The organism is Chitinibacter sp. GC72 (assembly GCF_009760905.1).
Lineage (GTDB): Bacteria > Pseudomonadota > Gammaproteobacteria > Burkholderiales > Chitinibacteraceae > Chitinibacter.
Genome location: NZ_VIRW01000010.1, coordinates 1 through 23115, shown reverse-complemented (window position 1 = coordinate 23115; position 23115 = coordinate 1). Strand labels below are relative to the sequence as shown.

Annotated in this window: 20 protein-coding genes and 1 pseudogene; 14 read left to right on the top strand and 7 right to left on the bottom strand. The window is 52.2% G+C overall.

Going from position 1 to position 23115, the window contains the following annotated elements; translation table 11 throughout:
* Positions 1-13: 13 nt before the first annotated feature.
* The gene (locus FLS37_RS10070) at positions 14-322 is read right to left on the bottom strand and encodes a DUF2325 domain-containing protein (RefSeq protein WP_157669768.1); all 309 of its coding nucleotides are present in this window, start codon (positions 320-322) and stop codon (positions 14-16) included.
* Positions 323-573: 251 nt separating this feature from the next.
* On the opposite strand from FLS37_RS10070, the gene FLS37_RS10065 reads away from it, so the two are divergent.
* The 5 genes from FLS37_RS10065 to FLS37_RS10045 all read left to right on the top strand — a co-directional run bounded on the left by FLS37_RS10065 (position 574) and on the right by FLS37_RS10045 (position 5465).
* Positions 574-1284, top strand: a complete 711-nt coding sequence (locus FLS37_RS10065; protein WP_157669767.1) for an oligogalacturonate-specific porin KdgM family protein — start codon at positions 574-576, stop codon at positions 1282-1284.
* 163 nt (positions 1285-1447) lie between these two features.
* Positions 1448-2452 carry a sulfate ABC transporter substrate-binding protein gene (locus tag FLS37_RS10060; RefSeq protein WP_157669766.1) on the top strand — a complete coding sequence of 335 codons (1005 nt, stop codon included), beginning with the start codon at positions 1448-1450 and terminating at the stop codon, positions 2450-2452.
* 86 nt (positions 2453-2538) lie between these two features.
* Entirely contained in the window at positions 2539-3372 is an 834-nt protein-coding gene (gene cysT, locus FLS37_RS10055; protein WP_157669765.1) for a sulfate ABC transporter permease subunit CysT, read from the top strand.
* Positions 3372-4253, top strand: coding sequence for a sulfate ABC transporter permease subunit CysW (gene cysW / locus FLS37_RS10050; protein ID WP_157669764.1), 882 nt, complete (start codon positions 3372-3374; stop codon positions 4251-4253). The genes cysT and cysW overlap by 1 nt, the downstream gene beginning before the upstream one ends.
* 168 nt (positions 4254-4421) lie before the next feature.
* On the top strand, positions 4422-5465 hold the full coding sequence (locus FLS37_RS10045; protein ID WP_157669865.1) for a sulfate/molybdate ABC transporter ATP-binding protein: 1044 nt from the start codon (positions 4422-4424) through the stop codon (positions 5463-5465).
* Positions 5466-5553: 88 nt separating this feature from the next.
* Here FLS37_RS10045 and FLS37_RS10040 read toward each other — a convergent pair whose 3' ends face one another.
* Both FLS37_RS10040 and FLS37_RS10035 read right to left on the bottom strand, forming a co-directional pair.
* Positions 5554-7095: an adenosine deaminase gene (locus tag FLS37_RS10040; protein ID WP_157669763.1), complete on the bottom strand. Its 1542-nt coding sequence runs from the start codon at positions 7093-7095 to the stop codon at positions 5554-5556.
* Positions 7096-7210: 115 nt separating this feature from the next.
* Positions 7211-7771, bottom strand: a complete 561-nt coding sequence (locus FLS37_RS10035) for a hypothetical protein (RefSeq protein ID WP_157669762.1) — start codon at positions 7769-7771, stop codon at positions 7211-7213.
* Between the two features lie 474 nt (positions 7772-8245).
* On the opposite strand from FLS37_RS10035, the gene FLS37_RS10030 reads away from it, so the two are divergent.
* Positions 8246-9124, top strand: coding sequence for an AraC family transcriptional regulator (locus FLS37_RS10030; RefSeq protein WP_157669761.1), 879 nt, complete (start codon positions 8246-8248; stop codon positions 9122-9124).
* Here FLS37_RS10030 and FLS37_RS10025 read toward each other — a convergent pair.
* The 3 genes from FLS37_RS10025 to FLS37_RS10015 form a co-directional block, all read right to left on the bottom strand.
* Positions 9117-10349 (bottom strand): carbohydrate ABC transporter permease, encoded by a 1233-nt coding sequence (locus FLS37_RS10025; protein WP_157669760.1) that lies wholly within the window; start codon positions 10347-10349, stop codon positions 9117-9119. The two genes, FLS37_RS10030 and FLS37_RS10025, sit on opposite strands and share 8 nt — an antisense overlap.
* Positions 10350-10403: 54 nt before the next feature.
* A complete protein-coding gene (locus FLS37_RS10020; RefSeq protein WP_232522565.1) occupies positions 10404-11291 on the bottom strand; it encodes a carbohydrate ABC transporter permease in 888 nt (295 codons plus the stop codon).
* Positions 11292-11462: 171 nt separating this feature from the next.
* Positions 11463-12737 (bottom strand): ABC transporter substrate-binding protein, encoded by a 1275-nt coding sequence (locus FLS37_RS10015; RefSeq protein WP_232522564.1) that lies wholly within the window; start codon positions 12735-12737, stop codon positions 11463-11465.
* 299 nt (positions 12738-13036) lie between these two features.
* Between FLS37_RS10015 and FLS37_RS10010 the strand changes: the two genes are divergently transcribed.
* The 3 genes from FLS37_RS10010 to FLS37_RS10000 all read left to right on the top strand — a co-directional run bounded on the left by FLS37_RS10010 (position 13037) and on the right by FLS37_RS10000 (position 15962).
* Positions 13037-14749, top strand: coding sequence for a DUF2813 domain-containing protein (locus FLS37_RS10010; protein WP_157669759.1), 1713 nt, complete (start codon positions 13037-13039; stop codon positions 14747-14749).
* Between the two features lie 262 nt (positions 14750-15011).
* Complete coding sequence (locus FLS37_RS10005; RefSeq protein WP_157669758.1) at positions 15012-15344, top strand: DUF4349 domain-containing protein; 333 nt, start codon at positions 15012-15014, stop codon at positions 15342-15344.
* Positions 15345-15374: 30 nt separating this feature from the next.
* Positions 15375-15962: a DUF4349 domain-containing protein gene (locus FLS37_RS10000; protein WP_157669757.1), complete on the top strand. Its 588-nt coding sequence runs from the start codon at positions 15375-15377 to the stop codon at positions 15960-15962.
* Positions 15963-16073: 111 nt separating this feature from the next.
* Here the strand turns inward: FLS37_RS10000 and FLS37_RS09995 are convergent, their stop codons facing one another.
* Complete coding sequence (locus FLS37_RS09995) at positions 16074-18401, bottom strand: extracellular solute-binding protein (RefSeq protein ID WP_157669756.1); 2328 nt, start codon at positions 18399-18401, stop codon at positions 16074-16076.
* Positions 18402-18637: 236 nt separating this feature from the next.
* On the opposite strand from FLS37_RS09995, the gene FLS37_RS09990 reads away from it, so the two are divergent.
* The 5 genes and pseudogenes from FLS37_RS09990 to FLS37_RS09970 form a co-directional block, all read left to right on the top strand.
* The gene (locus FLS37_RS09990; protein ID WP_157669755.1) at positions 18638-19444 is read left to right on the top strand and encodes a zinc-dependent peptidase; all 807 of its coding nucleotides are present in this window, start codon (positions 18638-18640) and stop codon (positions 19442-19444) included.
* A 1-nt stretch (position 19445) separates the two neighbouring features.
* On the top strand, positions 19446-20225 hold the full coding sequence (locus FLS37_RS09985; protein WP_157669754.1) for a class I SAM-dependent methyltransferase: 780 nt from the start codon (positions 19446-19448) through the stop codon (positions 20223-20225).
* 215 nt (positions 20226-20440) lie between these two features.
* Complete coding sequence (locus FLS37_RS09980; RefSeq protein WP_157669753.1) at positions 20441-21967, top strand: Fic family protein; 1527 nt, start codon at positions 20441-20443, stop codon at positions 21965-21967.
* A gap of 82 nt (positions 21968-22049) precedes the next feature.
* Positions 22050-22556 carry a nuclease-related domain-containing protein gene (locus FLS37_RS09975; RefSeq protein WP_157669752.1) on the top strand — a complete coding sequence of 169 codons (507 nt, stop codon included), beginning with the start codon at positions 22050-22052 and terminating at the stop codon, positions 22554-22556.
* Between the two features lie 112 nt (positions 22557-22668).
* Positions 22669-23115: pseudogene (locus FLS37_RS09970) on the top strand (IS481 family transposase); the annotation flags it as partial.

Here is a 23115-nt window from a genome sequence, read left to right as displayed (position 1 = left end):
ATCACCTGCTGCGTCAATGCACGGCGGGTGGGCTTTTCACTGCCCCGATTTTTTCCAGCGAGCGCGTCAGATCGCAGCTTGAACGGCGGCAGGCGACAAAGCGGACATTGCGTTTTTGCGCAATATCGCGATAGTTGCGCATGGCGTTGTGATTTAAGAAATCGGTAAACAGAATTACCACGTCCATACCATTGATATGGCTTGGGCTGCGCTGATGCGACGGGTTACGCCCGCTCACATGATGCCCCACCGTAATGCCGAATTGCGCCAGGGTCTGCGGAATATTGCCTAGATGGTCCGCGCCAACAATCAATGCCTGCATGCCACCTCTCCTTTGTGCCAAATCTTCCTTGATCGGTAAGCTAACCCTAACACATCCAATATATTCTATTTAATTATATTTAACTATTTCTATATATCAAAAATTACCGAACAGCATGGCAGTCAACGCAAAATGGAATATTAAAATAATAATAAAGTATTAATTGATATAACAAAACTGCAATATAGTCCTTCCCATGCCAAGCACAGCCGCGCTTGGAACGATAGTTGAACATCTACAGGGGATTGAATATGAACAAGAAATATCTACTGGCCACCGTACTGGCCGCACTGGCACTCAATGCACAGGCCGCGAGCCTGGACGTACGCGGGCAATACCGTACCGAGCAGGAAAAATATGAAACGCGCTATCTGCTCAGCCATGAGCTGAGCAACGGCATTGGTGGCGGTGTTGAATATGTTGTTGACCATACTAGCAAAGCCGGTGAAGGTCTCGATCAGGCTCGCTGGAAAGAAACCGAGTTCGAGCTGTATTACAAATATAAACTCAATGACACTGTGACATTACTCCCCAGCGTTTTATTTCAGGACAGCAAATCAAGCGGCGATATTGCTAAAGTCGGCTTACGTGCAAACTGGGCATTTGCCCCAACTTGGCGCCTGGATGGTCGACTCCGCTACGAACATAAAACTCGCGACACCAAAGATTTAAGTAAAAAATGGGATAACGATGACACCACCCGCACTGATTTGTGGCTGCGCAAATCGGTCAACACCGAAATCGATACCTATTACAACTTCCGTTGGGATCACAAACTCGCGGACTACGCCTACCCAGATAAAAGCGAAGATCTATTCGAGCACAACGTCGGCGCAACGTACAAACTCAACAAAACTTTCCGCCCCTACGCAGAATTTGGCTATCTGCCTGATGCATTGGTCAAAAACAAAAAGTTGACCGACGACTGGCGTATCCGCGTAGGTACTACAATTAATTTTTAATCTCAACGCCACGCTTGAACATTAATTTTCTGGCCCTTTGTCTACAAAGGGCCTTTTTTTAATGACTTAGACATAATGGCTATATAAAAATAACTTTATATTTCTTGTTGTGCTAATTGGTCCTTGTTACAGTCTATCTCGAACAAAACCGAGGAATATGTCCATGCTACGCAAACTCTCACTCGCCCTCATTCTAAGCGGATTATCAGCGGTGACTTTCGCTGAAACCACATTGCTCAATGTGTCCTACGACGTCATGCGCGATTTTTACAAAGACTACAACCCTGCATTTGCCAAGTATTACGACGCAAAATTTAGTGACAAAGTAACGATCCAGCAATCGCATGGCGGCTCAAGCAAGCAAGCGCGCTCAGTGATTGATGGCCTTGAAGCCGATGTAGTCACCATGAATATGTCGACCGACATCGATGCAATTGTGGAAAAAGGCAAGCAAATCAACGCTGGCTGGGATAAGAAATTTCCGAACGAAGCCGCACCATTTTCCAGCTTGCAGGTGCTGATTGTCCGCAAGGGCAATCCGAAAGGCATCAAGGATTGGAATGATTTGGCTAAAGCTGGCGTACAAGTGGTCGTGCCAAATCCGAAAACCAGCGGCAACGGTCGCTACACCTTCCTTGCCGCCTGGGGCGCAGCGCTCAAACAAAACGGTGGCAATGAGGCCAAGGCACGCGAATTTACGCAAGCCATCTTCGCCAACGTACCGGTACTAGATGCCGGCGGTCGCGCAGCAACCACCACCTTTATGCAACGTCAGATTGGCGACGTACTGGTGACGTTTGAGAACGAAGCCGAAATGATTGCGCGCGAATTTGGCCGCGGTAATTTCGAGGTGATTTATCCAAGCGTTTCAATCGATGCCGATCTGCCTGTCGCCGTAGTGGATAAAGTGGTCGACAAAAAAGGCAGCCGCAAAGTGGCAACGGAATACCTGAATTATTTGTGGAGCGTACCAGGGCAAGAAATCGCAGCACAAAACTATCTACGCCCGCGCAATACAGCAGTAGCTGCAAAATACGCTAAGCAATTTCCGGCAATCAAACTCTTTGGCGTGGCTGATTTTGGTGGCCTGAAAGCGGCGCAGAAAAAGTTTTTTGATGACGGTGCAATTTACGATCAGATCGCAGCTGACATTGCCAAAAAGAAATAAACATCGAGGTATTGCCATCTAAGTTAGTCTGCAATTGATCTAGATGGCAATACCCCACCGATGTGATTAACCACAAGGTATACGGAATGAAATTCAAACAAAGCAGTGTACTGCCGGGCTTTAATCTTGCCCTAGGCTACAGCCTGCTCTATCTCTCGCTGATTGTGCTATTGCCCTTGACCGCCTTGTTTGCCAAAACAATGGGGCTGGATTGGGCTACTTTCTGGGCCATTGTGACCGAGCCGCGTGTAGTGGCCACCTATAAAGTCACTTTTGGCGCCTCACTGATTGCCGCATTGATCAACTTATTCGTCGGCATGCTGATTGCTTGGGTATTGGTACGTTACCCATTTCCGGGCAAGCGATTTATTGATGCGCTGGTCGATTTGCCATTTGCACTGCCCACCGCGGTGGCCGGGATTGCGCTGGCAACGCTGTACGCGCCAAACGGTTTAATGGGCGAGCCTTTGGATAAATTGGGCATCAAGGTGGCATTTACCCCGCTAGGGATTGTGCTGGCGCTGACCTTTATCACGCTGCCCTTTGTCGTGCGTACCGTCCAGCCCGTTCTGGAAGACATGGAGCGCGAATTGGAAGAAGCCGCTTCGAGCCTAGGCGCAACCCGCTGGCAAATCTTTAGCAAGGTGATTTTGCCAACAATTTTCCCTGCCCTACTCACTGGTTTTACCTTGGCCTTTGCCCGCGCCATTGGTGAATTTGGTTCGGTGATTTTCATTGCCGGCAATATGCCGTTCAAATCTGAAATCACACCGCTGATGATTATTTCCAAACTGGAGCAATACGATTACATGGGCGCTACGGCCATTGCCGTGGTGATGTTGCTCGTTTCCTTCGGACTCCTTTTACTCATTAATGGCCTGCAGTGGTGGATGGCCAAACGCCTAGGGAGACGCAAATAATGAGTACCGCCATCAACAATCTCAATAATAAAGTTGTTACCACTGAGTCGGCGTGGGTGCGTTATCTGCTGACGGGTCTTGCCTTGTTGCTGATTGCTATCCTGCTGATCGTTCCATTATTGTCAGTCTTTTACGAAGCACTGCATCAGGGCTGGGGTTTATATAAAGACGCGCTGATCGAAAGCGATGCGCTCTCGGCAATTCAATTGACCTTGATCGTGGCTGCTATTTCGCTGCCACTGAATCTGGTGTTTGGTGTTGCGGCAGCTTGGGCGATTGCCAAGTTTGATTTCAAAGGCAAAAGCATTCTGGTCACGCTGATCGATTTACCGTTTGCCGTATCACCCGTCGTCGCTGGTCTGATCTACGTGCTGCTGTTTGGCGCGCATGGCTGGTGGGGGGCTTGGCTGATGGATAACGACATCAAGATCATCTTTGCTGTACCCGGCATTGTGCTGGCCACGGTATTTGTCACTTTTCCATTTGTTGCACGTGAATTGATTCCATTGATGGAAGCGCAAGGCAGCGATGAAGAGCAAGCGGCACTCGTGCTGGGTGCTTCCGGTTGGCAAACCTTCTGGCACGTAACATTGCCAAACATCAAATGGGGCTTGCTCTACGGCGTGATTCTGGCCAATGCGCGTGCGATGGGTGAATTTGGTGCGGTATCGGTGATATCCGGCCATATCCGCGGCATGACCAATACCATTCCGCTGCATGTTGAGATTTTGTACAACGAATACAACTTTGTCGCCGCTTTTGCGTGCGCTTCGATTCTGGCCTTGCTGGCTTTATTGACGCTGGCCTTGAAGAGCTATGTGGAATGGCGTACCGAACAACAGGCGATTGAAGATCGCAAACATGCGATTGAGGCCGTGTAACCGGGCTGCGACTCCCGTGATCTAGCTGCGGGCGGTGCTCGGCATCCTCATGGACTTGATGTCCACTGCGGTGCCTGCGCTCCGGCCACAGCAAGCTGACGGGCTCTCGCTCCGGCTTCAGACCCTCAACGATCCAATCAGCAGCCTGTCCGGCTGCAGGAGCAAATGATGAGTATCGAAATTCGTAATATCGTCAAAACTTTTGGCGAATTTAAAGCACTGAATGATTTAAGCCTGAATGTAGAATCGGGCGAATTGGTGGCACTACTCGGGCCTTCGGGTTGCGGCAAAACCTCTTTGCTGCGCGTGATTGCTGGCCTAGAAACGCCCGATTCGGGGCAAATTTTGTTCCACGGCGAAGATACTACCGACAGGCATGTGCGTGAACGCCAAGTGGGCTTTGTCTTCCAGCACTATGCCCTCTTCCGCCATATGACGGTATTTGAAAACGTCGCCTTTGGTTTGCGCGTACGCCCGAAATCAACTCGCCCATCGGATGCCGAAATCAAGCGCAAGGTACACGATTTGCTACAGCTGGTGCAGCTCGACTGGCTGGCCGATCGTTATCCGGCGCAATTGTCGGGTGGACAGCGCCAACGGATTGCGCTGGCGCGAGCACTGGCCGTTGAGCCTAAAGTATTGCTGCTCGACGAGCCATTTGGTGCGCTTGATACCAAGGTGCGTAAAGAGTTGCGCCGCTGGTTGCGCCGCCTGCATGATGAGATTCATGTGACTTCGGTGTTTGTAACGCACGATCAGGAAGAAGCACTCGAAGTCGCCGACCGCGTTGTCGTCATGAACAAAGGCCAGATCGAACAAATCGGCTCACCAAGCGAAGTGTATGACACACCAGCCAGCCCATTTGTGTATCAATTCTTGGGCGATGTGAATCTATTTCAATCGCGCGTCCACGAAGGCTGGGCGCAAGTGGGCAGTGCTAAATTTGCAGCCACTGAAACCAGTGAGCATGCCACGGTGTATGTACGCCCGCATGAAATCGACCTGAGCCGGATTGCCACACCGGGCGCAATTAGCGGCACGATTACGCATATCCGTCTGCTTGGTGCAACAGTACGCTTGGAAGTTGAAGTGCCAGATCATGACGTGGTCGAAGTGGAATTAACCCGCGAGCGCCAGCAGGAAGGCGCCTGGCAAGTAGCCGAAACCGTCTATCTGATCCCGCGCGAGGCCAAGGTCTACGCCACGGTATAGAAGCTCAATCCGGTATTGCACATGTAGAAAAATGGCAAAGCCAACAAGCTTTGCCATTTTTAAATACCAACCGGGATCTGTTGAGGTTTTAGCGTGAATGATGAGGTTTATGCTTCACCTTCTGGTACAGCCTGGCCATCTTTTCTTCAAATTGCACAAACGATTTATCTAGGCGGCGATAGGCTAGGCGCTTGTCGGCTTCGTTGAGAAATGAGTAACGGATGCTGTTATACACATAAGTTTTAAGCGTTTTATAGCTGGGTGAGTAACGGGTGGCGAGCAGTAGATACTGGTTTGACAGATTATTGCGTGAGACGCCCGCATCGTCGGTGGAGATAATCATCGGTACATCGTAGGCCGCATAGAGCAGATAGGGATGATCATTGCCTTTGACGCCCAGGATAAATTCATTGCTGGTCAGATTGATCTCGATCGCTACATCGCGCGATTTCATAGTGTTCATCAATTTGAGCGGCTCTTTCTCGTAGCTAATGTCCACGCCATGGCCAATTCGCCGCGCATTGGCAATATCCACTGCCTCGGTAATATGAAACTGCAAATCTTCCGGCGGCACCATGCCCAGGGTCAGCTCACCGGCATGCAGGGCCAGATTCATTGCGCGGCTGGTGTTTCCGCTACTGACTTTGATGCGCTCATTCAGAAAATTGAACATCCGCATATGCAGGGTATAGTCGCGCAGCGAGACATAGTTGTTTTCCGGCGCAACAATATTCACCCCCACCACCAGCGGGCTTTGCACCGCCACCCGGTAGCCCGCGTACAGATCTAGGAAGACTTGCAATGGATCTTGCGTGCGGGCGGCATAAGTCTGGTAGCGCATCATAAAGCGCTCGTCATCAATGCCCTGATGCGCTTGCTCAAGTTTGCCAATGTAGCTTTGCAACGCAGGCGCAAAGGCAGCCGATTGCTGCACATCGCCTACAACTGCCTCTAAAACTGCATTGACTTCGGCCTGCGAGCTGGCCAGGCGCAGTGCGCGGTTGACTTCGTCGATTCTGGCTTGCTGCGCATACAGCACATTCTGTTTGAAGCCGACGGCCGAGAACATCGTTTCGATGTAGCTGACATTTTCATCAATGGCGCGTTGCTTGAGCGAGGCCAGGCCTTGCGCCGCATTGGGCATGGCTAGTGCGCCAAAATAGGAAAATGTATTGAAGAAATTGCTGTCGGGCGGGACTTGCAGATGAAAATGATTGCCGTAATCGGCATCCGACCACAGTGTGAGTAGCTGGCGATATTTGGCATTATCCTGCTGTAACTGCGCCACGCTCAGCGCCTGGCAACCTGTGGCCGGGCTGCTGCCCGCCTGAACGACGCGCAGGGTGCAGCTATCAATTTTGCCATCCTGCGCTGCCAGCCAGGTTAGATAGTTTTCCGCATAAATCGCCCCGGAAAAATGATGGTGCAGATCACCGCCTTTGGGCAGCTGCGTCACAAACAGGTTCAGAATCGAAGTCTTGGGCGTGCCGGAGAGTAAATGCGCAAAGAATCGGGCCGTTTGCGCCTCATTGCTGGCAACCGGTTTGGCCTGTAGCGGTTGAGCACTCAGGCCGATGGCCAGCAATGCACTGGCCAGCAAGGTGTTTAGCCGTGGTGTTGATTTGATCATGGGTTTTCCAGTGAAAAAGGCGAGCGCTGCGTCGCCTTTAAGTGATGATAATTGGCAAGCTGGCTGTACCAAGCTGAGGCTTGGACCAGCCTGAGCATCAGGCATGGCCAGTTGTCTATTCATTCCACAGATAGCAATACTTGTGGCTATTGGTCAGCTTGCTGCCGTTTTCAGTGATCATCCAGCCATCGGCAAATTGTGAATTGGGTGATTCGCAGTTGGTATGCACCCAGTCAAAACCGTGCTGTGCAAATTTCTGGCCCGATAATGTATAGGGCTCGCTGCCGGGATTGCCGCCGCAGAAATAAACGGTGCGCCCTGCTTTCAGATTGCGCCGGTAGCTGGCTGGCACTTCACGGCGATAGCGCTTGAAGTCTTTGGCAAAGACATTATCAATCGCAACATCGTAAACTTTGCCATCCAAAGCCGAAGTGATTTCAATGTGCGTATGCGACAGGGGAACGCCATGCAGTTTGTTACCTGGCTTGAAGTTAGTCACCGCTGGGTAGTCGCTATTGGGCGGTGAATTGATCGTGCCATACTGAAAATAGCCTTTTGCCTGAGCGCAGGCGGCCTGATATTGCGCCGCTTGCTCGCTGAGCGCATTGGCCGCTAGCGCGGTATTGGTGCACGCAGCAAAGGCCAGCATGCTGATTGCAAGGTGTGACAGTTTCATCGCTAATCTCCCGGATTATTTTTATATTGCAAATGTCATAAGGCAGCAGATCATAGGGTTTGCAAAAAATGCCAGTCAAGGCAAGCGATTAAAGCTGTGTGTAAATACAAATCAGCACCTACCTCATTGAAACCCAATACCAATGGCAGTGAATCGAAAGAAAAAAGACATACAAGTCAGCATTCATACTAAGAACAGACTCAGAAGGCCAAAATACACCATCTGGTATATGGCCAAATGGCAATCAAAATAAGACCTACAGCAACATACCCATACAAAGAAACAAAAACCCATATCGCACAGCACCGATGAATGCCTGGCTCATCAGCAGTCAAACCCTGCCAGCATGCGATAGCGCTCTTGTTCTTCACCTGCGGGCATAGTTAAAATCAAAACCCAGCTGTAAGTGCCTCAGCGGCGAAATGTAATCATGGCACTCAATCTGCAGCAGGCTATACCTGCCCACAGGTGTCTATGTTAATCAGAGAGTGGATTACCAATTCGCACTGCCAACCCTGGCATTACCAGCAGTATGTGGTGCCCAAAATCCAGTTTCACTTGCATTACCATCCCGAATTCGAGCTCACCTACACACGTAATGCTTCGGGTTTGCGCTATATCAGCGGCAAAGCCGAGGCTTTTCCGCGCTTTGATCTGGTGCTGGTTGCGCCCAATCAGCCGCACAGCTGGGAGGCGGCGCCCAATCCCGATGGCAGCCCGCAAACGTTACAGGTTTTGTTTTTTCGTGAAAGCTGGCTACGCCAGCTGGCTGAGTCGGGCTTGCCCGAGTTGCGCGGCGTGTGCAACTGGCTGGGCAATATCCGGCACGCCATCCAGTTTAGCGCCACACTGGCCGAGCAGTTGGCACCGCTGTTTGAGCGGCTGCATGAAAGCCGGGGGCTGGAGCGGATCAGCCTGATTCTGGAGCTGCTGGCGATACTCTACAAAGCGCCCGATGCGGCCAGCATCAACAGTGGGCGCGAGATTACACTGCCCGATCAGCGCGTCGAGCAGGCGCTGGCCTATCTATCCCAGCACTTTGCCCGGCCGGTTTATCTATCCGAAGTGGCCAAAGTGGCGCTAACCAGCGAGGCCAATCTCAAGCGTCTGTTCAATCAGCAGCTGGGCAAAAGCTTTAGCGAAATCCTGGCCGAATTGCGGGTAATTCATGCCTGCAATCTGCTGCTGAGCAGCTCGATGAAAATCGAAAATATTGCCAGCCAGAGCGGTTTTCCTAGTCTGAGCAATTTCCATCGTATTTTTCAGGCCTACACCCAACTGACCCCGCATGCATTTCGCCGTCTGCGCGCGCCGTCACGCAGCGAGCTCGGGGCACAAGCAAGCCTTACTTGACGGCACCATCCATGCCGGAAATAAAGAAGCGCTGCGTAAAGGCAAAGAACACCAGCACCGGCAGAACAGTGAGGATAATCGCGGCCATCAGCAAATTATCCGAGGTCGCAAACGGGCCGGTCAGATCATTAAATACCCCCACGGCAACCGGCAGTTTCTCCTTGGTATTGATCACAATCGATGGCCATAAATAGTCGTTCCACGCGCTGACCAACGTGAAAATACTGAGCGCGGCAATCGCTGGCGCGGTCACTGGCACCATCACCAGCCACAAAATCTGCATTTCGCTGGCACCATCGACCCGGGCGGCGTCGATCAGATCTTGCGGTATGGCCTCAAACGCCTGCTTCATCAGGAAAATACCAAACGCGGTAGCAAAATTGGGCACCACGGCCGCAAAGTGACTATCAAGCCCAACCCAGCCAGACCAGCTGGCCGGGCTTTGAGTTGAGCCAAATACAGTGTGTGCGATGGCCGCCCAGCCCGGCTGAACAGCGCGCCAGAAATCGCCCCCTGCCGCCGCATCCGGCTGCCAGGCCAACACTTTGGCCATCAGCAAGGCCTGAGCGACAAAGGCCAGCGCAGCCAGCAAAAGCAAGGATTTGGCAGCAGCTTTCTGGCGATAAACCAGCATGGCGGCCAGCAGCAAAGCGGCAGCAAACACCAGCACACACAGCCAGGCCAGCCAGTCGCCGCCATACAGCAAGGCTTGCAAGGCATTGGCCCAGTCGCCGAATTTTTTGATGATAATAAAATTGGGCACGATGCCCACTTCGGAGGGCAGCATCATCGTAGTGACAATGGCGATAAAAATCACTTTGCGCCCCGGAAAATCCATTCTGGCCAAAGGGTAAGCGGCCAACACCGAAACCAGCAACACGCCGACAATACTCATCACCGACATAATCAGCGAATTTTTCAGATACGTGAGAAAAGGCATTTCCTGAAAAACGCGCTGAAACCAGTCAAGACTAAAGCCAATATGCTGGCCGGGCTGATCGCTGGCAAATAAACAATAACTGCCTGCCTTGAGCGTGCACGCGCTGCTGTCTTGATGCGGGAAGAAGCCGTCTGGGAATAAATACGCCATTGATGCGTCACTGGACAGACCAAACGCCAGCGCCCAAACCAGTGGAAATGCCGTAAAAGCCACCATCAGCAATAGCGCTGAATAATGCCAGAAATACCCTAAGGTTTTTTTAACCGTTCTTTTTGTCAATTGCATGCTCTTCTTCCTATTTCGCCAGCGCGGCAGTGACTTTATGACCGAATTTGTCGCCTAATCTTTTTCCCGGAACATTCTGAATTGCGCAATCGCCAATAAAACGCAAAAGAAAGTCACCACCAGCCCTGCTGCTGCCGAGCGGCCAAAGACAAAATTTTTGAATGCTTGATCGTAAACGTAATACAGCGCGGTATAGGTATCGGCCTGCCCCTTGGAGAGCACGATCACTTCCTGAAAAGCTTTTAAAGCCGCAATGGTCGATAACAGCGTACATAGCAAAATGGTCGGTTTGACCATGGGGACGGTGATCTTCCAGAAACGCTGCCAGGCATTCGCACCATCAAGCTCGGCGGCCTCCTCCACTTCGCGCGGAATAGCCTGCAAGCCAGCTAGATACAGCACCATGTAGTAGCCAACGCCTTTCCAGCAGGTAAAGGCCATGGTGGCATATAGGGCAATATCCGGGTCGCCCAGCCAGTCGATTTCGATCAGCTCGCCCGCTTCAAGCAACCAGGTGTGCTGCCCCAGCCAGCTAAAAAATCCGTTGAGCATGCCGTCGTATTTATAAACAAAGCCCCACACCACCCCGGCAATTGAAATGGCAGTAATCACCGGGATATAAATCGTTGCTCGCACCAGCGTCATGCCGGGCAGCTGGTTATTGACCAGCTTGGCGCTGACCAGCGCCATAATTTGCACAATCGGCACAATCAGCAAGTAAATCAGCGAGTTTTTCAGCGCACTATGAAATAGCTCTTCATGATAAATATATTCAAAATTCTCCAGCCCCAGCCAGGTGGCCGAGCCATCGGAAATATTATATTCATGAAATGCAAGATAGGTATTAAAACCGACCGGCAGAAAAGTAAACAGGGCCAACAGAATTAATGCCGGGCCCAGAAAAAGGTAGGCCACTAGAATATAGGTATGACGGGGTTTCATTCAAACACCTGCTTGCAAAAGCCGAATCGGGAATGGGATATACCAGAGCTGGAGCATAATTGATGGCCAACAGCTCATTTCACGCGTAATTCATTAGTTCAAATAGAACAAATTCAAATAGAACAGCCATCACAAGGCATCCGCCACCGACCGATAGCGGATGCCAGGAGCTTATTTTTTGGCCATCCGGCGATTCCAGTCGGCAGCGGCGTCGGCGAGCGCTTTTTGCACCGGTTTTCGCCCTTCGATTGCCATCTGCATCTGATCGTTAAACAGCTTCATCATGGTGGCTTCATCAGGCAGTGCATTGGGCGGCAGCATGGGCGTACGTGCGTATTTCATCGATTGCGCTGCCGCAGCACGGGCGCGCTCAACAGGCTCGTTGCTGTTTTTGCCGGCCATGAAATACGGATCTTCCGTGGCTTTTTTCGACGATGGCAGCATGGTTTCGGTAAAGCGGGCAATCGCCAGCTGCCGCTCATCGCTGGTCAGGAACAAGCCCAGTTTGGTTGCCGCTTCGGTATTGGCGTAGCCTTTTGGAATCACATAGCTCATCAGCCATGCACCCAAAGCCATTTTTCCTTCGGCAATCGGAAACGGCATCACGTCGGTTTTCTGATACATGGCTTTGTTATCCACTTCAACGCGTTTGAGCGCGGTGGATGAAGTGGTCATCATGGCCAGCTTGCCGGATGAGTACGACGCTACTTCCTGCTCGTATTCCAGCCGGAAGCTGTCTTTTGGAATCACACCGCTGCGATACAGATCAGCAAAAGATTCGACCACTTTTACATGCTCAGGCGTATTGAAAGCGGCCTTGCCGTTTTGTACGACGGGCAGGCCGAGATACATAAACCAGCGCACCATACCGCCGTCGCCACTTTTGGTCGCCAGCTTGGGAGAAAAGGCCGGGACGCCGGTTTTTTCCTTGATCTGACGTGCCTGGGCGATAAATTCATTGAATGTCGTCGGCTGCGCCTTGATTCCGGCCTTGCTGAACAAATCCTTGTTGTAGGCAATCACCGACACCGAGTTATAAAACGGAAAGCCGTAGACTTTATTGTTCACCGCCAGATCATCTAGCGCGACGGGCAGATACACCGCGCGGTTGCTGCCATTACTCAGCGTATCAATGGCTTGCAAATGGCCTTTGCGGGCAAATTCATGCGTCCATGGCACATTGAAATTGACCAGCGCAGGCGCTTTGCCCGCCGCCATGGCGGTAATCAGCTTGGGCTGAATCTGATCCCAGTTCATGTCCACCCATTTGGCTTCCAGCGTTGGATTGGCAGCATTGAATTTTTTGACCGATTCTTCAAAATACGGTGCAAACGGTGACAGATTGAAGGTCCAAAACTCGACCGTGGTTTTTTGTGCAAACGCGCTACCGGCCATCAAGGCCGCAGCCAAAGGCAGGCAATACAGAGAAACAGGGTGCTTTTTCATTCTTTCCTCCAGGGTCTTTCCGGGTTTGATGTCGTGCTACTCAGTGTCATGTAGCGATGTCCAGTGCACTACACAGTGCTTATTCTCGATTTCTTCATCCACTGAACATGCTGTAATGGCTCGTTTTCATCCTTTTTTGGCTAATCCATGGCGTCTTGCTAACGCGGCAAGCTTTCAAACAAGGTTAAACGCGGCATATTGCAGCTGCTGCACTGGCGCTTCAACGACGCACAAAAGCCCAACAGCGGCAATCTTTGCTAGACTCGCAGCATCGCCACGCACGCCTTACTGAGCGCCCGATGCAACTGATTCGATTGCAAGTGACTAATTTTCGCGGCATCAGCCAGATTGATTTAACGCTGGATGAAATCGCGACGGCGCTGTTTGGCGAAAACAACTGGGGCAAAACCAGCTTGATTGTGGCGCTGTGCCGCTGCCTGACTGCGCCGGCGGCAGTTGAAACACTGTTTACGCAGGAAGATTTTCATCGTATCGCCAATACTAGGGCCAGTATTGCCCGGCGACTCAATATTACACTGTACTTTCAGGGCAATACCCCTGCTGCTGAATTTGAGCCACTGTGCTTTTATCCCAGTCGCAATAACACCGACTCACCAGAGCTGCCCACGCTGGCGCTACGTTTTGTCGCCGAGCGTTTTGGCCACCGCGATATCCGGGCTCGCCGGTTTTTTATCGACGGCGAAGGCGCGGAAATCGAGCACGCTGCCAGTGATCAGCTCGCCGACTGGCTGATCAAGCTGCATCCGGTGCTGCGCTTTCGCGATATGCAGCTGACCGATTGGCTGGAGCACCCGCGGCTATCCAATCAGCCCCAACCGGAAGACCCGCAATTACCCGCCAGCGACGCAGTACGCACGGTGTTTGAGCGGATTTTGACGGTACCGCATCAATTGCATCCGCAGGAATTGCGCCAGGGTCTGGCGGCGATGCAACAGCTGCTGAGCGAAAACGCCAGCCTGGTTCAGACTGATGCACCCACCCAGCGCTTGGCCGAGCAAATTGCCAATGCGCCGCTGAATTTTCGTGACGACGACAGCTTGCTGGAAATCGCCAACCGCTCCGGCTCGAATCTGCGCCGCGTGGCCTTGCTGATGCTCATCGGCGCTTTATTGCATGCGCGTGGCGAGCAAGCCCTCAGCGGCGAAGCCAGCCCGATTCTGGTGATGGAAGACCCGGAAACGCATTTACACCCGATCCAGCTAGCAATGATCTGGGGCTTAATCGAGCAATTGCCACTGCAGAAAATCATCACGACCAATCATGGCGATTTGCTGGCCAGCTTTGCGCAGCACGCGCTGCGCCGCCTAGTGCGTTGGCCCAATCATGTGCATGTGTATCAACTGGCGACCAATGCCTTGTCGATTACCGATGCGCGCAAAGTGGCGTTTCATATCCGCAGCAACCGCGCCAGCAGCATGTTTGCGCGCGTCTGGCTGCTGGTTGAGGGGGAAACCGAATTCTGGTTATTGCCCGAATTGGCCCGCATTTGCGGACTTAATTTCCCGCTTGAAGGTATTCGCTGCGTAGAGTTTGCCCAGGCCGGGTTGGCCCCCTTGATCAAATTTGCCGATCATCTGGGCATCCACTGGCATGTGATTTGCGATGGCGACGAGGCGGGTCAGAAATACCTACAGCGCGCACAAAAGCTGCTGCGAGACCGTGAGCAAGATAGCCATATTACTGTTTTGCCGAGCCGCGATATCGAGCACTATCTATGGGAGCAGGGCTTTGATGCGGTATATCGCCAGGCAGCCAGTAATTTGAAAACGCCAATGTCACCGCAACATGCCGCAGCGCTGGCGCTGCAAACGCCGGTGCACTACAGCGATGAGGAAATTATCGCCCGCGCGCTGCGCTATCACAGCAAGCCGGGTATGGCGCTGGAAATCGCCGAAGCCGCCGAAATCAAAGGCCGTGACAGCATTCCAGAGCAATTGCAGACGATGTTTGCCATCTTGCAAGCGCTGAGCAATACGCTACCCGATTACTGACTACACAGTACCGCGCCGTTGCTCTGCATTCGCACACCACGTTATTACAAAATTCGTACAAATTACTTAAGTAGTTGGACAAAAATTTTCAGGCAAAGCACTGAGCCGAAGACAGTACAAGTGTGTACGGCAAGGCGAAGTAACGATGCATGAGAACTTTTGGTTTAGCCCTTACTTTGGTAAAAACTTCACGCTAGATGGTTACAGCAAGCCCCGGTGATGCCGCACTACACTGCGACAATACTTTCACCCGGACACCATCATGCGCCAACTCGCCTTGCCTGTTTTGCTGTGCACAAGCCTGCTCTTTGCTTGCGGGAAAAAAGAAGAAATGTCCGGCGGGATGGCTGCGGATGTTGCCGAATCCGCACCATCCGAGGCCGCCAAAGCCGAATCAACCAAAACAAGCCCAGTAGAGCAGCTCAGTTCCAGCACAAATAGCCAGACACCGGAAAACCGGCAATTAATCCGGCAGGCGCAAGCTCGTTTCCGGGTCAAGGATGTGTATCAAAGCAGTATGCAGATTGAAAATATCGTCGCCAAGCTCGGTGGTTTTATCACCCAGAATCACATCGAGTCACAACAATACGCCTAGCATGAGCGCAAGCAGGCCAATGGCCGGATTTTGCGACTGACCGAATATACGCTAAGCGGCAATATCACCTTGCGCGTGCCCAGCGCCGAGACTCAGAGCCTGCTACATGCACTGGCGCCACTGGTTCTGTTTCTGGACGAGCGAGATTTCACCGCTCAGGACGTCGCACTGGAGTTGCTCCAGCAACAGCTGGCACAGGCACGCAACCAGTCCAGCGCCCAGGCGCTGAGCAATACCGCCAGCGCCACAGCCGCATCAGCCACCGAGCGCATCCTGGCTCAAAACCAGCTACAGGCCAGACAGGATGAGGCGCTCATCCAGAGCAAGCTGATCGCCGATCAGGTCGCATTTAGCACCATCCGCCTGAATTTATATCAGGATCGCCAGATCAGTCGCAGCGAACACGAAGACATCGCCACCGAGCTGGCTGCAGCAGAGCCCAGTTTTGGCGAGAGAATCCTTGCAGCCCTGCAAGCAGGCTGGAAAGGCGCACAGGAAGTGATCATCGCCCTGAGCTATCTGTGGCCACTTCTGCTCATTGCTGCAATGATTTCCTTAGGCTGGCGACAATATCGCAGTAAACGGATCTCAGCAAACAGTCCGGATATCAGTGAGTAATAAACAACAAGGGTATATCGTCGTAGCCTTTTTATTTAATAGGCCACAGAGATATACCCTTATTAATTTTCTAGCGTGCAACTTGTGTTATTTTAATCAGTGCAGCTAGGATTAACGCGCTATTCTGCATGCGTCGACAAAACGCTTGGCTGCGTCTTGCGGGCTCATATTGGCGTTGCGCCAGAAGGCTTCGATAATATCGAACCAAGCCATGCGCACTTCATCCTGCACCGCCATATTATGCGCCCATGATGGCACCAGTACGCCTTTGCTGGCGGCACCGGTAAAGTCCCGCGCTGACTGTTTGGCATAATCATCGTAGCGGCTCAGATTCACATCGGTACGCGCCGGGATGTTACCTTTAAACAGATTGAAGACTTCCTGACCTTCCTGGCTCATCAGCAAGCTGACAAAGTCGCGTTGTGCCGTAATGGCTTTTGGCTCGCTCAATTTGAACATCGTCAGGGTATCAGCGGCAAAGCTGTATTCGCCATTGAGGGTAGGTGATGGCACACAGAGGTAATCAACACCTTGCTCTTTACCCGCTTGCACAAACTCACCTTTGGACCAATCGCCCATGATCTGCAATGCAGCACGGCCATTGACCACATCGGCGGTTGCCAGATTCCAGTCGCGTCCGGCTGAATCGGGCGTGCAATAAGGCTTCATGCGGCGCAATGTTTCCAGAGCACGAATCATCGCTGGGCCAGTCAGGGCGGCAGAATCAAGCTGACTGAAGGCTTTGACATAAAAATCAGCGCCCCCCTGTCCCAAGGCCAGTGCTTCAAAAATGGTGGCGATCTGCCAGTGCTGCTCACCGAGCGCAATCATCGGAATACCGGCCTGCTTGAAACGCTCGCCCACGGCAAAAAATTCGTCCCAGGTTTTAGGCACGCTCTGGCCAGTGCGCTTGAACATTGCAGCATTAATCCACATCATATTGACGCGTGCCACGCCCAGAGGCACAGCCACATACTTGCCGTCAGCCTGCATCATCTTGTCGAGCACAGCAGGCAGAATGCTGGGCCAGTTTTCGCGCTGGGCAATGTCGGTCAGATCAGCCAAGACACCGTCTTTGGCCCAGTTCTGGATTTTGACACCACCGATTGCGGCAGCGGTTGGCGGATGACCTGCGATGACCCGTTGCTTGAGCGAGCCCATTGGATTATCGCCACCAATCTGGGCATCAACCCAGTGGTGGTCACGCTGGTTGAGCAAAGCCTTGATTTCAGAAACCGCTTTGGCTTCGCTGGAAGCTTGCCACCAGTGCAATACTTCAATATCGGCCAGCTTATAGCTGCCAACAATTTGCAACAGCCGCTTGGCTCTATCATCCAGCGAAACAATGGTTTTGCTCGCCTGTTGCAAGGCCGAATCAGTCGCCATTGTCATCACATTGATTTGCTCGGACGAAGTGGCCATGGACATTGCTGCGGATGATTGCTCGGTGGTCGAATCGGCAATCTGGCGTACCAGACTGACAACGTGATCCATGCGCTCACGAATATCCAGCATATGGGTACGGGCATCATCAGCCAGTGTCACACTCTGGCCTACCCGCTCGGACGTGGTCGACATATTATTCACTGCGCGATCGGTCTCAATCCCAACCGACTCGATTTTGCGGGCAATTTCTACGGTGGCCTGTGCGGTGCGTTCGGCCAGCTTGCGAACTTCATCGGCGACAACCGCAAAACCACGTCCCTGCTCGCCAGCACGCGCGGCTTCGATTGCGGCATTGAGCGCCAGCAGATTGGTCTGATCGGCAATATCCTTAATCACGCCGATAATCCCGCTGATCTCTACCGAGCGCTCGCCCAGACCATCCATGGTTTTACCCAGCGAGACCATAGCGTTGGAGACCTGGCCGACTTCCTCGGATACCCGTTGCACGGCATCGGCACTATCACCGGAAATACGTTGCGTTTCACTCACCACTGAATCCATATCACGCGCGCTATCGGCAATGTGATTGATACTCACCGTGATTTCTTCCACCGTTGCAGCCGATGAGGCGGCAAAGTCCGACTGGCTGCGTGTATCTTTAGCCATCTGGGCTGTCACCGCACTCAGCTCATGCAGGCTGATCGCCAGCCCTTCCATTTCGCGCTGCACATCGCGCAGCACGTTCTGGAATTTGCTAACAAACTGGTTATACGCCTGTGCCAGCTCGCCGACTTCGCCAGCCGATACCGGCAAACGCAGACTTAAATCACCATGTTCGGCTGCCTGGGTGCGAATCGCATCACTGAGTTTGCCCAGTTGGCCCAGAGAATCGTTCATGGCCCAGAACAGCGCCGCCAGTAGCACCAGCAGGCCGACCACTCCAACCAGCAAGATACTTCCCAACGAATCACTGCTCAGAAAAATGATTAGTGCAATCATGCTTGCACCATACACCGCACCAGCGATCAGAAGAAGACGAGCTCGAATCGACATAATGTCACCACGATAAAAAGAAAATTACATCCGGCACAGGGCGCAATTGGCAATACACCCAATAGGCAAGCCCCTATCAGCATAAACCAACCCCATCCTGTAAGCTTACGAAAGCTTGATTTTGTGGATTTGTGTACACATTCACGCTGCAATCGAGCTTCATTATTGACCATCACGATTGAAAATAAAGCCTGAGATAACAATCTGTCCGGTATATCCATAGCCCGAGCACATCCATGCTGCAATTTTTCCAGAATGCCTACCGCCAATGGTGGCTCAAACGTCACCCGATTAACGATGAACTATGGCTACCGCTGACCACAATGCCGATATTGCGCGGGCTAAGCGGCGATGAGTTACAGCGACTGAAAGCGCTGGCCGCCTGGTTTTTGCATACCAAGGCCATCTCTGCGGCCAAAGGCATCGAATTTAGCGACCCCATGCGGCTGGTGCTGGCCGTGCAAGCAGTGTTGCCGATTTTGAATCTGGGCTTTGACGCCTACGATGATTGGCAGGAAATCATTATTTATCCCAGCCAGTTTGTGACACCCACTCGCGAACGCGATCACCACGGCTTTGTACATGAAGGCGAGCAAGTGCTGGCCGGACAAGCGCGCAGCGACGGGCCGGTGTTGCTCTCATGGCACGATGTGATGGAAGCGCCCTGGCAGGATGGCTTTAATGTGGTGATTCACGAGCTGGCACACAAACTCGACATGCGCAATGGCTTTCCGAATGGCAACCCGCCGCTGCATCACGGCATGAACCAGAAGCACTGGCAGGCCGCATTTAGCCACGCCTTTATCGATTTGCAGCAAAAAGCAGACCGCGGCGAATACAGCCCGATTGATCTCTACGCGGCGACCAATGCCGCCGAATGCTTTGCGGTCTGCTCCGAAGTATTCTTTGAAGACCCGCACACGCTGCTCGACACCTATCCGGCGGTGTACGAACAGCTCAAACTCTTTTACCGCCAAGACCCCCAAAGCCGTCTGCCTCGTGTAGGCTATCGCCCTTATTTTGCAGACGCCGTAGTGCACTAAGATGATAGGTCTGATCTATACCAATACCCCCCCGGAGCTTTGCGCTGAAGCCCAATTGCTGGGCTTGCCACTATGGGACACCCCCCCTGACGATGCGACCCACTATTTGTACTGGGTTGATGAACATCTTGAGCTGCACTCGCTGACCGAAAAAGCACCGGTGTTTGTTGATTTTGTCGGCGGTGCTGCGGCGCATCGACGCCAGTTTGGTGGCGGACGTAGCCAGCCGGTAGCCAAAGCCGTCGGCATTAAAAGTGGCTACCTGCCACGCGTACTTGATGCCACTGCCGGGCTGGGACGCGATGGTTTTGTCTTGGCCAGCTTAGGCTGTGAAGTGACTTTGATCGAACGTACCCCGGTAGCGTATCTGCTGCTGAAAGACGGCCTGCACCGCGCACAGCAAGATACTAATACATCTGAAATTGCTCAGCGCATGACGCTGCATTTTGGCGATGGCCGCCAATGGCTGGCCGAGCGCGCTGCAGGCATTGGCCCCTTGGCTGAACAAGCATTTGATGTTGTCTATCTCGACCCGATGTTTCCCGAGCCTAGCAAACGAGCCAAGTCAAAAAAAGACATGGCCGCATTTCAAACACTGATCGGCGGCGACGAAGACGCCGATGCGCTGCTCGCCCCCGCACGACAAATCGCGCTCAAGCGCGTCACCGTCAAACGCCCACGCCACGCACCGCATATAGCTGGCGTTAAACCCGATTTTGCTTTAGAGGGAGAAAGCACCCGTTTTGACGGATATTTGCCGCTTAAGCCACTCAATCATTAACAGCCGCATAAACCACTGATTTATTAAGAAAATATACCAATCAAAAAATAAGGCCATGAAAAATGCCATGATCAGTTCATAGCGTTTCCGCCCCTCTAGCACACCTCAGCGCAACCCAGTCAACTTAGCCTACCAACCCCAAACCCGTCTGCTATAATCGTTTTCATTGAAAACATTCAATTTATAACTGTTTTTATGACGGAGTAATCGATTTTATGGCTGAGATCGGGTATCAATGGCTATCGCTCACCTACAATGTCAATGCTGTGCACCCGCTGGCAGTACAGAGTGAAATCGGGCGTAACCGCTCAACATCAAGTGACGGTGACATACGTTTTGAAGTATATCCAGAATCATACCGCCCTCTTGACACGTTTAGTGAGCAACTGGCGTTTGCTTTCAAATATGAAGGCATACATCTGGAATTTCTAGCTCGGCTTTTTTCTCAAGCTTTGGCCAAGCAAGAGCTGGAACAATGGATTGCGCGAGAACCAACGGGAAGTTATGCACGCCGCGCCTGCTTCTTGTATGAATGGTTGTTGGATGACACGCTGGCTGCGCCGAATCTGACGCGAGGCAACTACATTGATGCACTTGACCCCGAACTGTATCTAGTCGGAACGCCGATCAATTGCCCGCGCTGGCGGGTTCGTGACAATCTGCCGGGCAATCGCCATTACTGCCCTATCGTTCGTCGAACCGCCGCCATTCAAACTGCTGAGACTTATGATTTGCCAGACAAGCTGGCCGAGCTGGAATCAGACTTCGGCGTTGATCTGATTTTGCGCAGTACAGTTTGGCTAACCGTCAAAGAGAGCCGCGCCAGCTTTTTAATTGAGCGTGAGCAGGATAAAGAAGACCGTATCCGCCGCTTTGCTGCTGTCATGGAAAACGAATGCGGGCAACACGAAAATCCATTCGCGGCTAACACCTTAAGCCTATTACAGCGCGGTATTTTGGGCGATATGGCGCTACGCTATGGACTGCGCCGCTCACCAGTTTACGTTGGGCACTCAGCGCATTATCAAGCGGTCGTTGATTACATCGCCCCGCATTGGGAACAAACAAACGCCCTTCTGTCTGGGCTGGCGCATTTTCTCGAACGCAGCCAAGGTGCATCATCCATCGTACGGGCAGCAGTGGCGTCTTTCGGCTTTGTCTATATTCATCCGATGGCCGATGGCAATGGCAGAATTTCGCGCTTTTTAATTAATGACATTTTGCGCCGCGATGGGCTAGTTCCCGCGCCGATTATTCTGCCCGTCTCAGCGACCATCGCAGATAGCACGCAGGCACGCGCCGCTTACGACAAAGTGCTTGAGCGTTTTTCGCGCCGCCTGATGCGCAAATATGCCGATCAATATTATTTTGGCGAGCCAATCATCGCCGAGGACGGTGTTGAATACAACCTTTATTTCAGCGCCTACGATGATGCACTACCCGCATGGCGCTACCCTGACCTCACGGCACACGCCGAATATCTCGCCAAAATCATCGACACCACGTTGACACAAGAAATGCGCAAAGAAGCCCGTTTCTTAAAAGCCAACGACCAAGCCCGCAACGCCATCAAGCAATTTTTAGAAGCGCCGGACAATGAGCTCGATAGCATCATTCGCAGCATTCGACAAAATGGCAACGCGTTGTCCAACCAACTTTGTAAGCGATATCCAATCCTTGCTGAAAAACCAGTTATTGGTGAAAGGGTTGTTGATGCCGTGCAGCAGGCTTTTGCTGATTAATCATGTAAACTATTTTTGAATTGACTTACGGCAAAGTTGATAGTCGAGCTGCACACAACAATCAGCATTTAGGAAATCTTGCATGGCAACGCTTATCCCCAGTTTAAACACTTGCCTGTCCCGAATGACTTCTGGTGAGAAGCGCTTCGCTCGCCGTCTTGAAGTTTTACTTGAAGACGATTACCTGTGCTGGTATGACGTGACCGTGGGCGTAAAACGGCGGCGCCCTGATTTTCTGATTTTAAATCCGCATCGCGGGCTACTTGCACTCGAAGTTAAGGACTGGAAACTTGCTAGTATTTTGACGATCAATCCGAATCTTGTTGAATGTGAATTCAATGGCAAGCTGGTCAAAGATGTTAATCCACTTCTCAAAGCACGGGACTTTATCAATGTCACCATTGATATGCTCAAAAAAGATCCGCTATTAATCAACCCTTCGGCCAGCCGCTACGCCGGAAAATTAGTTATGCCGTATGGGCATGGCCTAGTGTTGGCTAATATATCGCGCAAAGATTTTAATGAAGCTAACTTGGCCGACGTACTGCCCGAACACTTAGTGATTTGCCAAGACAAGATGACCGAATGAGTCGCACCGGGTGTCGCATCCCGGACGATTGCCTGAGTAAACGCATCTGGAAACTTGCCCTAGCTCGCGAGAGTTTAGGTAAGCTTCTGGCAACGCTCAAGGCCCAGACAACATGATCGTCCAATTACACAAAAACGCCCGCACCACGCCTGCCATTCGCAGGGAAATTCAGCAAGCGACCGGCACTCAGGCCGAACTGGCTGCACGCTATAACGTCTCCGTCGATACCATTCACAAGTGGCAGAACCGGGACAGTGTGGCAGATCGCTCTCATACGGCACATCGCTTGCAAACCACCCTGACGCCTGCGCAGGAACGCATTGCCGTCCAATTGCGCAAGCTGCTCAAACTCGGGCTGGATGATTTACTGCTGGTCATCCGCGAATTCCTCAATCCCGCGGTTTCCCGTTCCGGGCTGGATCGTTGTTTGCATCGTCATGGGGTTGGCAGTCTACGCGACCTGGAGCCCGCCACCGCCCCCAAGCTCAGCAAGCCTTTCAAGGCCTACGATCCCGGCTATTTTCACATCGACATCAAATACTTGCCGCAAATGCCGGAT